This window comes from Bifidobacterium hominis, assembly GCF_040095915.1.
GTDB classification, from domain to species: Bacteria; Actinomycetota; Actinomycetes; order Actinomycetales; family Bifidobacteriaceae; genus Bifidobacterium; species Bifidobacterium hominis.
Genome location: NZ_JBBMFR010000004.1, coordinates 75,722 through 91,053, shown reverse-complemented (window position 1 = coordinate 91,053; position 15,332 = coordinate 75,722). Strand labels below are relative to the sequence as shown.

Genomic DNA, 15,332 nt, shown 5'->3' with positions numbered 1-15,332 from the left:
GACATTCGTATGTCTGCGTTCTAAGTGCGTTCCCTTCTGCGGCTCCCGTTACCCTTGATACAAAGAAGAATAAAAGTCCTTAATGTAGTAATTCCGCAAGTAACAGGTGGTTCGACTATTTGTTACCCGCAGAATTTGGAGATGGGAACAGTATTCTTGCTAGTAGCAATAGTGGGTATAAGAGTGTGGATATTAAGAGTATCGAAAATGCGAAAACTCCTAGGATTTTATAGTTATCGTCGCCTATCTTCATATAGGCCAAAATCCACATTTCGATCGTTAACACGACGAAGCACAACCAAAATAACCATGAAATATCGAGAATAATTATTAATAATAAACTTATATTTGCTACAGCTCCATATGTCCCCGTTAAAAGATCTCCTACCATATTTTCAAAATATGCAAAAACTGCGACCATAAGAGCAAGTATTATCGCTAGTATTTGGAATGCCGCTGCTCTATTCAGAATATATTTTTCAATTGAAACAACATCAATATTAGGGAGTTCAAGCCAGCGTAAAGAAAGATCTAAAAACTGAAGAGGGGCGACTTTCTCAATGCAGCCACCTACGATTAACCATCCGCATACAGCACCTAGGCATAGAATGATGGTTTTCCATGATAATCCGACAAGTTCTTTCCCCTTGGAAATGATCGTTCCAATATCCATATCTGCAATGCTATCCACTGGCAGCGTCGTTGTCGTCTTTCACTTGCAGGAAAACTGCAACGCGGAGAAGATGATAGTGTCGCCGTTCAATGCAAGGAACACCAAGGCAATCGTAAAGACTTCCCTCCCACCCGCCGGGCTTTCCTCCTTTCGCCGGCGAGGTCTATTCAATTCATCCGGGTGCCGTGAAGCTCGCCAAGCCTCACTACAAGATAACAGAAACCGCTTGCGTAACAGGCATCACGGCACCCGCCAACACGCGACAGAGGGGATTGTAAGCTCATCTTGCATACCGTTCAAACAGTAGAACTGCTCCCTCAAAAAACGCCAAAGGACACCGCATCACCCAAACCGGGCGACGATATTTCTAATGTATGAATTTTGCTTATTCTCCCCATTCTTGTGGTTGTGCAAAGGAGAGAATGCCGTGCTTGCCGAGCGCCCAAAGAATCGAAGTAGCAAGCCCGACAACGCACAGGTATAGCGCGAAGCCATTACCTAATAGTCCTGCAACAGCGCCACCTGCAAGCGCACCAATAGGCTCAGCCGCTAACGCGATCACCCGTTCTACCGAGCTGACCTGTCCAAGCATATGCTCGGGAGTGACCACCTGCTTAATCGACTCGCTTACAATCAGGTTAATCGTAATCGTAAAACTCCACGCAAACTGTGCGACACACACCACCAGCACTACCAGCGGCGGATTGCCGAGCAGAAAGCCAGCCAACGGTATCAGCAGGGCGGCAAGCGTAGGACCAAGCATCGTAGCCAAGAACAATGGTCCAGCAGCTACGTGTTTCATCAATGGACTGGCTACAGCAGCACTAGCGATCCCGGCAATGCCACTACAGGTTTCAGCAAAACCCACTGTCAGTGCGCTCATATGCAGTTCACGCACCACGAACACGTAGTAAACGGTGAAAAAAGCGGCAGTAAAGAAATTAAACTGGCCAGCGGAACAGGCGATCGAACGAATCACGCCATTCTTCCACACGAACCGCAAACCCTGTTTAGACGACTTGATGTCCTCAGTAAGGCTCTCGTTATCACCTTCGCCACTGTCCTCGTCTGCTGCCGCACGTTCCTGCGCGTCAAACTGTGCAAATGTCTGCCGATACTCACGCACATTGAGCAGCACGAGCAGCGAACTACACACGTACGTTGCGCAGTCAAACAGCAGGGCAAACGCCGCACCGATGGAAGAAAACAACCAGCCGCCAAAACTCGGGCCAATGCCCTCACCAACAGCACTTGCGCCCTCGATCAGTGAGTTTGCATGAGGCAGTTGTTCTTTCGGTACCAGCGCCACCGTATAGCCCGTGCGAGCAATATCAAAACCAAGCTGCGCGATGCCCACCGCCAACATAAGCACAATCAGGGCGGGGAGCGAAATGAAGCCGGTAAACACACCCGCGCACAGCAGACCGGTCGATGCCACGCCGATCAGATTCGAGGCAAGCATAGTTTTATCGGGGCCAATCTGGTCGCACCAACGTCCGATATGAATGCCTAATATTGCTGCAGCGATTGACTGCGCAGCATTCAGCACACCCACTTCAAACGAGGACGCCTGCAAGGTGATCACCGCGATCAGAGGAATCACCACCGCGGTCGCATTACTGCCCGCAGCCGAAATCAGCTGCCCCGAAATAATCCGAGCAAACGGACGAGAAATAAAAATTTGCTTCAACCACGCACGTAACATGTGAGTATTTTGATTACGCATTATGCTCCTTTTTGATTTACTTTACAGTTCATTTATTTTTTCAACTTTCCATATATCTTCTGCTGGCCATTGAGATGCCCAGTCTATATCTGGGCTTTCATGGAAAAATTCTTGGTCTTTTTCATTTGCGGTTAGCTCCACCAAACGGATTACTCGAAAGCCGGACTGCTGGAAAGTGTCAATCCATGCACTGTGGCTCAAAGACACTACCAAAGGGCTCTTGCTGTTTTTCTCTAATCTTATGTTTTTGAATTTATTTGAGAGTTGTTTTTCCATCCGCCCATTTACTCTTGAGTAGCAGAGTTGTGCTAGTTCGGAATACGTGCAAATTACTAGATATCCATGTATCTTCAAAGTTCGATTGACTTCACGTAATGCTGGGGCAGGCAAAGAGAAGTCAAATGCACCATGGTTACAGTATGCTATATCGAAGAAATTATCGGGGAACGGCATGCTTTCTACGGGTGCACATTGATATTGACACCTACCATGCTGTCGAGCGATATCAATCATTCTTTGCGAAAGATCAATTCCATAGCAATCCATGCCACGTTCGGCCCAGCCGACTAAATTATGACCGACGCCACAACCGATATCTAAAAGCTTGGAATCAGGGCGAATTTCTTCAAGCAATTTGAGCTCTGTCTCGCTCCTATACCATATCCCCCATGATGGAAAAAGTTTTGCATTCGCAAATTCAGGGTGGGAACTTACATATTTTTCCGTGTTTGCATTCCAATACTTTTTATTTTCCTCTAAATATTTCATATTCTTTATCTTCTCTCACTCATAAATAAAATAAATCGTCATCCCAGCCAATCCACCCTGTGCGCGTTTCGCCCACATGAATTAAATGGGTAATTTTTAATCCTCGTAACCGCCCTATGCGTACCACACCTTCTACATGTGCACGTTCGACATTGAAACTGGATTGTGTTTCCATCTTTGAATGACTTGGATTAGTTGTATTCAAATTGTCATTTGAACGAGGAAAAGTAAGCGATAGGATACTCTCAGGGCCAGCCCAGGGATCAGTCTCAATCATGAATCTTAGGACACGTTCATCCTGCATTTCATTATTGAGATAATCGGTGTACGATATCTCTTTACAACGTAACTGGATATCGTATTTTTCTGCTAATTGTTTTGATAGCCAAGCACAAATCTCTTTATTGGGTGGAAAATCAGGATATGTGATGGTGAATTCTTTTTCGAAGTTGTTTCTAATCTCTTGCGACGGATAGCTTGTTGCGCTGAACTGGCCTTTGGTTTGTTCCTCAAGTTGCGAAAAAGGTAAGTTCATGATTCTATCAGCAAGACTGTAATACTCTGAGGGAACAGCGATAGCAACATGCAACGTTGTGTCAAACATACAGTTATTAACTGTGTTTGTAAATTCACTCCAGTATGTAGTGGGAACACCGACGCCTGTTAAAGCATCTAGATTGCCTTTTTCATATTCATTTGCTGCCGTGTAAAAGTTATCATATTTACAAAACGTTACTTCTGAACCGCTGGTGCCTCGCATAGTTAGCGTGGCGGGGCTAACCAACGGTTCTTGTTCTTCAATAGGTACGCCAAGTAAAGGATGTGCGAAATAGGACTGTATATCGTCCATGCTCTCAGCCATTTCTACTCTCATTGACAGTGGATCTATAGCCTGAGCTTTGCGCATGACACGCAACAAAGAGCCCATACCAGAATGCGCTTTTGCAAGCCTACGCCAAGAACTCAGAATTGTGCTCGAATTAATCTCGTAACGATTAGAAATAGAACGATTTAGTCTAATTAACCATGAATTCGAATTTAGACGTTCTGTCTTTTCAATAACGCCAGCTTGGGTTCCAACGGTCTTTTCGCGTAATAGCGGAAGAACGGCAGATCTTGAAACATAAATCCCCGTCCAGTCTTCACTGTTGGCGAATAAGCGCTTTGGAATTACATCCACAGAGATTCTCTTATTCTTGTCCTTCATTATTTTTCTTTACCAACGAATATCGTTCAAAATTTAGATTAAATGTTGCTTTACTCTGGGGTACGCCAGCCAAATATTCTAATATTTCTTGTGCCATAAATGCTGCTACTATAGTATTAGTCGGTCCAAATGAATATGAGATACCACGCTGATGCTCGTAAATTTCTCGACTTGTATTCGACAATTCCGTCCGCACGGGACCAAAGAACCCTTTTCGTATGCCAACACCACCGAAAATGCATGGAATACCCTGACTTATCAAGGCCTGTTCGCAGATACTGCTTATTACACCTGTCGGTCGATCAATACAGATAGCAGCCAGATCAAATTTTCCTTCTTGCTCGATAATTCTATCTAAGTCCTCTTTATTAGTGATACTTTTTTGCAATCCTCTAACATGTGTACTAGCACCAAAGTACGTAGTAGCATAACACTGTGCTGCATTAACTTTGGTTTTTCCAATATCACTGTTCTTGTATATGAACTGTCGGTTCAGATTCGACTGCTCAACGCAATCATCGTCCACAATTGTGATGTTCTTGATACCAGCAGCTAGTACATGTTGAAAAATAACTGATCCAGTACCACCCATTCCTAGTATCAGCACTTTAGAATTGGAGATCTTTTCCGATGCCTCTTGAGGATCTAGCCCCTTCGCGGCCCAATACCCGAGTGTTCTATCGTCTTGGGACAAGACTTCATTTCGACGAATATAAAGAAGCTGCCTATCTTCGAAAATCTTTACAATGCTAGCGATTCTTTTATGCGACTGCAGATACGACTCATATTCCTGAGTATCCAAGCCTATTTTAAGCTGATTAATGAACTCCATATCTCGTTCAGAGACGTTTTGAACACTCACGGTTCGTGCTTCGTTGGCTAAAAGTAACCTCCCATTTGTATAAGTTACTTCTATATCTGGTCTAAACGCTATATACATTTCTTGCCCTCACTAATGTGGGGTGCCATCCACGAATGAATAGTACCCCACAATCGTTTTTTGACGAATGAAAATGTATTAGCAACGGTGAACCATTACAACATGTGTATCATCAATCAATTCATCTTCAACAACAAACTCGTCAGTCTTCTCGTCCATAATCGCCCCCTTTCGTTGAGTGACGCTGTCATTCTGTGTCCTGTTTCACTCATTGTTCTCTGATGGTCACATTGTGACCTACCAGCCCGACGAATGGGCGGCAATCGCCCAACCCAACCAACATGCCTCATGGACGGAACTGCCGGGATCCTTGACACTTCAACCGTCAGGCCCGCAATCTTGCACGCCAACGAGTGCTCGCACAACAAACGCCGTGCGGCATCTGCGGTAAACCCATAGACGACACGGTCAAATAGCCGGATCCGATGAGCGTGGAAGTGGACGAGATCATTCCCGTCAGTCGAGGCGGCAGCGCGACGGACTTGAGGAATCTGCAGAAGACGCATCGTTGCTGCAACCAGTTGAAAAACGACAAGAGCCTTGCATGGGCGCGACGGGCCGCCAACGGTACACCGGCGCTTAAACCCACGGCCATCCCGTTCAAAACGTCGGTTTGGAGTTTCTAATCCAAATAGATGTGGGTAAACAATTAAGGGAGAAAGAGACATGGCTAGGTCAAAGTGCAAGAGACAGCGCGGCAAGAATAAACCTAAGGACTGGAAAGTGAACTCGAATAAGAGCGATGTCGTTTGCAAGAACCGTGCCGAAGATATAAAGGCGGACAAAACAGTCAAGAAATGTGGATATTGCAAGTGTTAACGTATTCGTTCGTCTTAGTCTTCATATTCATGCCACTAGTTGGTATCAAAAGTGCAGTTCGGAATATCAAAAAAATTAGTTCAAAGTATAAGTCGAAGCGTCATAAGATACATATAATTATTTGCTGTATTATTTCTTATCTTGAGAAGAAGATGCGTATTGCGTTGCTGATGATTTGAACGTTGCCGATCCAGTTTGGTTGGGTATGGGCGTAGCATAATCGCTCGTTGGAGAGTCGTTTGTTGCGTTACGAGCAGCGCCTCTCCAGACACGATTCAGACACAATAATCTCTCGGATACGCTGTCACGAGCAAAGCCAATCAAGAAACACGCGGTCTGAAAACGTTGATTTTCCAACGATTCCAGACCTAACCAATCCAAGTCGTCCAAACCAATCTATCCTAGATCTGAACAGAAGGTCGTGGGTTCGATCCCCATCAAGCCCACCACAAAGACATGTGAAGGGCCGGGGCGCTGAGCCGGTATTTGGAACATGGGACAATGCGCGTCGATTCCATGGGTACAGTGATTGTTTGAGATTGCGTTGTCGTGGTTTGCCGCGGCCTGAACGCAAGCAAGATGCAATAACACATTCTTCAGAGGAGAAACATTATGAGCGAGAAGATGGAAGAGGTTGCGACTTCTGAAGCCCCGGCGGCTCTGGGCGCTTACAGCCAGGCTGTGAAAGCCAACGGTTTCGTGTTCGTCTCCGGCCAGCTAGGCATCGACCCGGCCACCGGCGAACTGGCTGGCGAAACTGCCGGCGAGCAGGCATCCCAGGCGCTGAAGAACATCAAGCACATTCTTGACGCAGCAGGCACAGGCATCGAGCACGTCTGCCGTGCCACCATCTACATGAAGAACGTCGAAGACTTCCATGAGATCGACGACGTGTACGCGCAGGCCTTCATCGGTTCCGTGAAGCCGGCCCGCGTCGCGTTCGGCGGCAACAACATTCCGAAGGGCGCTCTCGTCGAGATCGACGCCATCGCTGTGCTCTGATTTCAGTGCGCTGATTGCAAATCTCCAGGGAATTCCTTTTCAGGCTCGTATGCGGTTTCTTACGCTGCATGCGAGCCTGTTTTGTTTATGCAACCTCATGATTGCCGCAAAAGTGAACAGCAGGCAACATGTTTCCACCGATTTCCGTATAGTAATGCGTTTGGGTATTGTGCAAACGCATGCAAACGCATGCAAACGCAAGAACGCGCCCAGCCAAATATGAAGGAGCAGTCGCGCATGGCCGAATCGCAAGTCAACGCATCTACTGCAGGCACTGACGCCGCTGAATCCGCTGAAGCCGAGCAGGGCGGTCTTGAACGCAAGATGGAAACCCGCCATCTGACCATGATTTCGCTGGGTGGCGTGATCGGTACGGGCTTGTTCCTCAGCTCCGGCTACACGATTCACCAAGCCGGCCCTCTTGGCGCGATCATCGCGTATGGCATCGGATCCATGCTTGTGTATTTTGTGATGCTCAGCCTCGGCGAACTGTCGGTGGCCATGCCGTATGCGGGCAGCTTCCACCTGTATGCGAAGCGTTTCATCGGTCCCGGCACCGCGTTCACCATCGCCGTGCTGTATTGGCTGAATTGGGCGGTGGCGCTCGCTTCGGAATTCACGGCAGCCGGTCTGCTGATGCAACGTTGGTTTCCTGATTCGCCCGCGTGGATTTGGTCCGCCGCCTTCATTGCGGTGGTGTTCATGCTCAATATTCTGTCGGTGAGGCTGTATGGCGAATCGGAATTCTGGTTTGCGTCCATTAAGGTGTTCGCGATTATCGTGTTCATTGTGGTCGGCTTGCTTGCCATGTTTGGTGCGATTCCAATTGCCGGTTACGATCATGCTCCGCTGTTTGAGAATTTCTATGATGATGGCTGGCTCCCGAATGGTGTGCTGCCGATTTTCTCGACGCTGCTGACGGTGGTGTTCGCGTTTTCCGGCACTGAGGTCGTTGGTGTTGCGGCGGGGGAGACGAAGGATCCGGCGCAGGCGATTCCGAAGGCCGTGCATACCACGGTGTTGCGTCTTGCGATTTTCTTCATCGGCTCGATCGCGGTGATGTCCGCGCTGATTCCGTGGCATCAGTCGGGTGTCGACGCGAGTCCGTTTGTGCTCGTGTTCCAGTCGATCGGCATGCCGTTTGCCGGCGATGTGATGAATTTCGTGGTGTTGACGGCGGTGCTGTCCGCTGCGAATTCCGGCTTGTATGTGTGCTCGCGTATGGTTTGGTCGCTTGCGCAGGAGGGTATGATTCCGCGCGCGCTCGGCAAGACGAATTTCCATGGTGTGCCCGTGTTCGCGGTGCTCTTCAGTATGGCCGGATCGCTGTTGGCGTTGCTGTCTTCCGTGGTTGCCGCCTCGACGGTGTATTTGGCGTTGGTTGCGGTTTCCGGCTTGGCCACGCTGGTGGTGTGGGCGTCGGTTTCCGTCTGCCACTTGCGTTTCCGCAAGCAGTGGCTTGCTCAAGGCCATTCGGTTGACGATTTGAAGTATCGTGCCCCCGGTTTTCCGTTTGTGCCGATCGCTGCGATTGTGATGTGCATTGGCGCGTTGGTTTTGGTGATTTGCGATCCGTCGCAGCGCTCCACATTGCTGTATATGATTCCGTTCGTTGCGATCTGCTATATCGGCTATTACGCTTCGGTGGCTTGGCGCAGGAAGCATGGCGAACTGCAGGATGCTACGCGGGGCGATACGCAAGGCTGATTCTGTCTGCATAATCGGTAGACTTGGAGGAATGAGTCCAGAAGCGCTTAGTGAACTGATTTTCAATATTGCCAACAACCTTGTGAACGAAGGCAAGGCAGGCACCCTGACCACCGATCTCATCCCTCCGCAGGCCAAATTCGCCGTCATGCGTCCGAAGGACCGTGCGCACGGCGATTGGGCGTCGAACGCGGCCATGCAGTTGGCTAAGAAGGCCGGCATGAAGCCTCACGATTTCGCCGAACTGTTCGCTGCGGAACTCGCCAATGCCGATGGCATCAAGTCCGTGGAAGTGGCCGGCCCCGGCTTCATCAACATTGTGCTTGATTCCGCGTCCGCCGCAGCCGTGGTTGACACTGTGCTTGGCGAGGGAGCGAACTACGGCAAGAACGACCATCTTTCCGGCAAGACCCTGAATCTTGAATTCGTGTCCGCCAATCCGACCGGTCCGATCCATATCGGCGGCACCCGTTGGGCCGCGGTCGGAGATTCCATGGCCCGCGTGCTTGAGGCGAACGGTGCCAAGGTGGTGCGCGAATACTATTTCAACGATCACGGCGAGCAGATCAACCGCTTCGCCAAGTCGCTGGTCGCGGCCGCCCACGGTGAGGAAACCCCGATCGACGGCTATAAGGGTGCTTATATCGATGAGATCGCGCGTCGCGTCATCGATGAGGCAAATGCCGACGGTGTTGCGATTCTCGATCTGCCGCGCGTCGACGGTGGCGTTGACAACGATGGCAATCCGTTGGGTGAGGGCGATTCCGAACAGCGTGAGGAATTCCGCAAGCGTGCAGTGCCGATGATGTTCGACGAAATCCGCAAATCCATGAAGGATTTCCGTGTGAACTTCGACGTGTGGTTCCATGAGAACAGCCTGTATTCCGATGGCGAAGTCGACAAGGCGATCGCCGATCTGCGTGAACGCGGCGACATTTACGAAAAGGATGGCGCAACCTGGTTCGAATCCACCAAGCATGGTGACGACAAGGATCGTGTGATCATCAAGTCCGACGGCAACTACGCGTATTTCGCAGCTGATATTGCTTACTATCGCAACAAGCGCCATCGTGACAACGATCCGGCGGACATCGCCATTTACATGCTGGGTGCCGACCATCACGGCTATATCGGCCGCATGATGGCCATGTGCGCCGCATTCGGCGACGAACCTGGCGAAAACATGCAGATTCTTATCGGCCAGCTCGTCAATGTGCTGAAGGACGGCAAGGCAGTGCGCATGTCGAAGCGCGCCGGCAATGTGGTGACCATCGACGATCTGACCGACGCTATCGGCGTGGATGCTTCTCGTTATTCGTTGGCACGCACCGACTACAATTCCCCGGTCGATATCGACCTGAACCTGCTCGCTTCGCATTCCAACGAGAATCCGGTGTACTACGTGCAGTACGCGCACGCCCGCTCCTGCAATGTGGACCGCAACGCAGCCGCCGCAAACATCACCTACGAGGGTGCCGACGTGAGTCTGCTCGACACCGCCGCCGACGGCGAAGTGCTTGCCGCGCTCGCCCAGTGGCCGGCCCTGCTGCGCGAAGCCGGCGACCTGCGCGCCCCGCATCGTGTGGCCCACTACTTGGAAGATCTTGCAGCCACCTACCACAAGTGGTACAACGTGGAACGCGTGGTGCCTATGGAGCTCACCGATCCGGAAGCTCGCGGCGAACAGGCCGAAGCCCTGCGCATCGCCAAGGCTCCGGAACCGGCTCGTGCGGCTGCACGTTTGAAGCTCAATGACGCAGTCAAGACGGTTATCGCCGAAGGCCTTGACCTGCTTGGCGTCGCAGCCCCAGACAGGATGTGATCGCCATGGCAGTCACCCCCATCTGGCCGGCCGGCTCCGACGTGAACGAGCAAGGTGAAATTACGTTCCATGGCCGCACTGCCGAAAGCCTGCTGAACGAATTCGGTTCGCCGCTCTACGTTATCGACACCGATGACGTGCGAGCCCGTGCCACTAAATTCGTCAAATCCGCGGCAAATGCGTTCAACAACACCGTAACCCACGTCAGCTTCGCCGGGAAAGCACTGCTTTCCAAGGAAATCTGCCGCATCGTCACCGAATCCGGCATGCTGATCGACACCTGCACCATGGGCGAGATGCGTATCGCGCTTGCCGCGGGCGTTCCCGGAAGGCGGCTCGTGCTGCACGGCAACAACAAGTCCGATGCGGAAATCGAACTCGCCATTACCGAAGGCTTCGCCAAAATCGTGGTGGACGAGCCGAACGAGCCGGCCCGTATCGCCGAAATCGCCAAGCGTCTCGGCAAGCGCGCTCGCGTGATGTTGCGTGTTACGTCCGGCATTCATGCGGGCGGTCACGAGTTCGTGTCTACCGCGCATGAGGACCAGAAGTTCGGTGTCGCCTTGCTGCCGGCCGGTGCCGATGCGAGCAAGCTGAACGTGCTCGACGATTTGGCTGACGTGACCCCCGCAGGGTCGAACGCACGCCTAGGCGAAAGCGAAAGCGCAGAACGCCAGCTGCAGTACGACATCAAATACCCGTATGACATGAGCCACGAGAAGGTTTCCGAAGGCGACCGCCAACTCGCCGAAGCCATGACCATGGTGGCTGATGGCCCCGCGCTCGCCGTATTGAAGGAGATCTACCGCCATCAGGACGTGCTCGAACTGGTCGGCGTGCATTCGCATATCGGATCGAACATTCACGATGCGGACGCCTTTATCCAGGCCGCGAAGCGCATGATGCTGCTGCGCAAGACCTTCTACGCCACCGACGCATACACACTGCCGGAGGTTGACTTGGGCGGCGGCTATTCCGTGGCCTACACCGATGGCGAGGATTCCATGGATCTCGATACGGAACTTGCCCGCCTTGCCGATGCGGTCACCACCGTGAACCGTGCGCTTGGCATGCCCGCTCCGGTCATTTCGTTCGAGCCTGGCCGTTGGACGGTCGCTCCGACCGGTGTCACCTTGTATCGCGTAGGCACGGTCAAGCCGGTTCAGCTTGCCGGAACCGCGAAAGACAAGGCTGGCAATCCGGTTACGGAACGCGTGTACGTGTCTGTCGACGGCGGTATGAGCGACAATATTCGTCCGGCATTGTACGGATCGGATTACACTGCGAAAATCGCCAATCGTGAGGGTTCCAGCGAAACCAAGTTGTGCCGTGTGGTCGGCATGCACTGCGAATCGGGCGATATCATCGTCAACGAGGTGCGTCTTCCTGCCGACATTCAGCGTGGCGACGTGCTTGCGGTGCCTGTTACGGGTGCATACGGTCGCACAATGGCCAGCAACTACAATCAGGCGCTGATTCCTGCGGTTGTTGCCGTATCCGAGCAAGATGCGCATGTGATGATTCGCCGTCAGACGGTCGACGATCTGCTCGATTGGGACGTGAGCGAATAGCGATTCGTGGCGTTTCGCTCGTGTTTCGTATTGTTCATGGCGATTCGTCTCAAATTGCGGACGCAGCATGGATGCAGCATGGACGGTTTTCGGGGCAAAGCTCGGAAACCGTCCATTTTCGTATGATTTCGCGGTCTTACGTCATATCGGGACCGTACAATAGGCAGGGTTACTCCAATACTTCACACAAGGGAGGATGCCTTGGCACAGGAAGATGTTGCGCCGATTCGCGTTGGATTGTTGGGCGCGGGCACGGTCGGCTCTCAGACCGCACGCCTGCTGGTGGAGCAGAAGGATGAGCTTGCCGCACGCATCGGTCGACCGATCGAACTGACCGGCGTCGCCTGCCTTGATCCGTCGGAAACCGACCCGTTCCCGTGGATCGACAAGTCCGTGGTGACCACCGACACCATGAGCGTGGCCACCAATGCCGACATTGTGGTCGAACTGATTGGCGGAACCGGCGTGGCCCGCAAGTTCGTGCTTGCGGCCATCGAATCCGGCGCTTCCGTGGTTACCGCCAACAAGGCGCTGTTGGCCAAGTATGGTCCAGAAATCTATGCCGCCGCCGAAGCCAAGGGCGTCGATATCTACTTCGAGGCTTCCGTGGGCGGTGCTATTCCATTCCTCAAGCCACTGCGTGAATCCCTCGTCGGAGACAAGGTGACAAGCATGCTCGGCATCGTCAACGGCACCACGAACTACATTCTCGACGAAATGACCACCAAGGGTCTTGATTTCGACGACGTGCTGAAGGACGCTCAGGCCAGGGGATACGCCGAAGCGGATCCGACCGGGGACATCGAAGGCTACGATGCGGCCAACAAGGCGGCCATCATGGCCACGCTCGGTTTTCACACCAACGTGACCATTGACGATGTGTCCGTTGAGGGCATCACCAAGATCACCGCCGACGATATTGCTGCCGCAACCGCCGAAAACAAGGTCATCAAGCTGCTGGCCGTGGTGGAGAATGGCGAGGCCGGTGTGTCTGCCCGCGTGTATCCGGCGCTGATTTCCAACGAGCATCCGCTGGCTTCCGTGCATGGTTCCTTTAACGCGGTGTTTGTGAAGGCCGAAGCGGCCGACGATCTGATGTTCTATGGTCGTGGCGCTGGCGGCGCTCCGACCGCTTCTGCAGTGGTTGGCGATGTGGTGACCGAGGCGCGTCACATCGCACAGGGATGCACTGGCCCGACCATTCCGTTGTATAAGGATCTAAAGAAGGCTCCGATCGAGGCTTCCAAGGCCGAGTTCGCGGTGCGTTTCGTGATTCACGACAATCCGGGCGTGCTTGCGGCCATCGCGGCCAAGTTCGCCGAGCATGGCGTGTCTATCAATGGTGTGAACCAGGATCTCAAGCCCACGCTGAAGGATCCGGGTTACGACGGCGAACTGCAGCAGCTGCGCCTTGTCACGCACATGACTGACGAGCTTACCCTGCGTGAAACCGTGAAAGACGTGTGCGCACTCGACTGCGTGGTTGGCGAGCCTTCCATCCTCCGCGTGCTCAACTAACAGTCATGAGACGGCTGCTCAAATCGTTGCGATTGGGCGGCCGTCTTTTCGTTCATATTCCGGCTGCTGCGTTGGACAATTGCGTGCCGATTGTCTACTAAATTGTCTGTTGATTATGGGCTTGAATTTGACTCTTGTACCCTTTCGGGTATACGGTGCTTGACTTGTAAAGAAGATGTGACGAAGGACGACGAGATATGACTCCAGTTACTCGTAAAGTGCGTGTGCGTGTTCCGGCTACCAGCGCCAATCTTGGTTCTGGCTTTGATACGGTCGGACTTGCTCTGGACTACCACGACGAACTTGAATTCACGCTGAGCGCCGATCCGGTGAACACTGCGGCTCAGGTGATGATCGAAGGCGAAGGCGCCGATACTCTCCCGCGTGACGAAACCCACTTGGTGGTTTCCACGTTCCGCCGCGCATGCCAGACCTTTGGTCTGGGCCGTGTGGGCTTCATTCTTCAGGCTCACAACAACATTCCTCAGGCACGAGGCATGGGCTCTTCCGCAGAGGCCATTGTGGCGGGCATCGCAGCCGCGGCCGCCTTCGCGCAGGACGACGAACTCAACCGTGATGCCGTGTTTGAGCTTGCTGCGGCCATCGAAGGCCATCCGGACAACGTGGCTCCGGCCGTGTACGGCGGGCTCACCATGTCTTGGGACATGGAAACCCCCGAAGGTGTCGGTTCCGTGCCGATTCCGGGCGGCGAACCGCTGCATAAGGGCTTCCATACCATCAACTATCGCGTTGCCGACGATCTGACCGCCGCCGTGTTCGTGCCGGATTATGAGCTGTCCACCGAAAAGGCACGCCAGGCGCTGCCGGGCCAGCTGGCGTTCAAGGATGCCGTGCACAATGTGTCTCGCGTGAGCCTGCTGCCGGCCGCCATGAATCCTGCGATGCTGGCGACTGGTCAGCGTCAGGACGTCAACGCGTTGCTGTTCGCCGCCACGCAGGATCGTCTGCATCAGCCGTATCGCGCTCCTTTGATGGAACCGTCGTGGACGCTGATCGAAAAGCTGCGTTCCCATGGTTTCGCTTCCATGGTTTCCGGCGCCGGCCCATGCGTGCTTGTGCTGCATCATGGCGACGCCCACGAACAGCTGGAACAGCTTGCTTCCGAAGAGCTCGCTTCCGGTCATTGGCGTGTGCTGCATTTGGGCGTCGACACCAAGGGTGTGCAGGTGGAACGCGCATGAACAACTCCATTCCGCTGATTCTCGCTTCCAAATCCAAGCCTCGTCGTGACGTGCTTTTCTCGGCGGGCATTTGCCCCACGATTCGCGTATCGAACGTGGACGAGCCGGCGGCGCTCGAACGTGAGGCGGCCGCCATGGGCGTTGCCGTAAGCGATCTGAGCGTGGAACAGCGGGTGATGATTCTCGCTACGGCCAAAGCCGAAGCCGTACATCAGGCGTATCGGAACGTTGCCGCCACCGCTGCGGCGGCGCACGGCGATCGTGTGGTCGGATTTCCGCTGAAAGCCGTTGCCGAATCTTCCGAACATTCGGATAATGCTGAAAATACTGGAGATTCCGCATCTTTAGAACATCATCGTGTTACGTTGCGTGCGGAC

12 protein-coding genes and 1 pseudogene are annotated in these 15,332 nt (G+C 52.8%); 8 read left to right on the top strand and 5 right to left on the bottom strand.

The window, feature by feature from the left end:
• Positions 1-115 precede the first annotated feature (115 nt).
• The 5 genes from WMO36_RS04255 to WMO36_RS04235 all read right to left on the bottom strand — a co-directional run bounded on the left by WMO36_RS04255 (position 116) and on the right by WMO36_RS04235 (position 5,236).
• Entirely contained in the window at positions 116-673 is a 558-nt protein-coding gene (locus WMO36_RS04255; protein WP_349076940.1) for a hypothetical protein, read from the bottom strand.
• Positions 674-1,058: 385 nt separating this feature from the next.
• The gene (locus tag WMO36_RS04250; protein WP_307975593.1) at positions 1,059-2,399 is read right to left on the bottom strand and encodes an MFS transporter; all 1,341 of its coding nucleotides are present in this window, start codon (positions 2,397-2,399) and stop codon (positions 1,059-1,061) included.
• Between the two features lie 21 nt (positions 2,400-2,420).
• On the bottom strand, positions 2,421-3,167 hold the full coding sequence (locus WMO36_RS04245; RefSeq protein WP_349076938.1) for a class I SAM-dependent methyltransferase: 747 nt from the start codon (positions 3,165-3,167) through the stop codon (positions 2,421-2,423).
• A gap of 19 nt (positions 3,168-3,186) precedes the next feature.
• Complete coding sequence (locus WMO36_RS04240; protein WP_278668997.1) at positions 3,187-4,374, bottom strand: hypothetical protein; 1,188 nt, start codon at positions 4,372-4,374, stop codon at positions 3,187-3,189.
• Entirely contained in the window at positions 4,358-5,236 is an 879-nt protein-coding gene (locus tag WMO36_RS04235; RefSeq protein ID WP_304313847.1) for a ThiF family adenylyltransferase, read from the bottom strand. Before WMO36_RS04235 ends, WMO36_RS04240 begins: the two co-directional genes overlap by 17 nt.
• Before the next feature lie 503 nt (positions 5,237-5,739).
• Between WMO36_RS04235 and WMO36_RS04230 the strand changes: the two genes are divergently transcribed.
• The 8 genes and pseudogenes from WMO36_RS04230 to WMO36_RS08355 form a co-directional block, all read left to right on the top strand.
• Positions 5,740-5,940 (top strand): HNH endonuclease, encoded by a 201-nt coding sequence (locus tag WMO36_RS04230; RefSeq protein WP_228429001.1) that lies wholly within the window; start codon positions 5,740-5,742, stop codon positions 5,938-5,940.
• An 805-nt stretch (positions 5,941-6,745) separates the two neighbouring features.
• Positions 6,746-7,135, top strand: coding sequence for a Rid family detoxifying hydrolase (locus WMO36_RS04225; RefSeq protein ID WP_099571774.1), 390 nt, complete (start codon positions 6,746-6,748; stop codon positions 7,133-7,135).
• A gap of 324 nt (positions 7,136-7,459) precedes the next feature.
• Entirely contained in the window at positions 7,460-8,842 is a 1,383-nt protein-coding gene (locus WMO36_RS04220) for an amino acid permease (protein WP_163236850.1), read from the top strand.
• 31 nt (positions 8,843-8,873) lie between these two features.
• On the top strand, positions 8,874-10,664 hold the full coding sequence (argS, locus tag WMO36_RS04215) for an arginine--tRNA ligase (protein ID WP_163236794.1): 1,791 nt from the start codon (positions 8,874-8,876) through the stop codon (positions 10,662-10,664).
• A 5-nt stretch (positions 10,665-10,669) separates the two neighbouring features.
• Entirely contained in the window at positions 10,670-12,235 is a 1,566-nt protein-coding gene (locus tag WMO36_RS04210) for a diaminopimelate decarboxylase family protein (protein ID WP_349076934.1), read from the top strand.
• A 201-nt stretch (positions 12,236-12,436) separates the two neighbouring features.
• Positions 12,437-13,753, top strand: a complete 1,317-nt coding sequence (locus WMO36_RS04205) for a homoserine dehydrogenase (protein WP_349076932.1) — start codon at positions 12,437-12,439, stop codon at positions 13,751-13,753.
• A gap of 197 nt (positions 13,754-13,950) precedes the next feature.
• Positions 13,951-14,955: a homoserine kinase gene (gene thrB / locus WMO36_RS04200; RefSeq protein WP_117502336.1), complete on the top strand. Its 1,005-nt coding sequence runs from the start codon at positions 13,951-13,953 to the stop codon at positions 14,953-14,955.
• Positions 14,952-15,243, top strand: a pseudogene (locus tag WMO36_RS08355) (Maf family protein); the annotation flags it as partial. The gene thrB and the pseudogene WMO36_RS08355, both read left to right, overlap by 4 nt.
• Between the last annotated feature and the right edge of the window lie 89 nt (positions 15,244-15,332).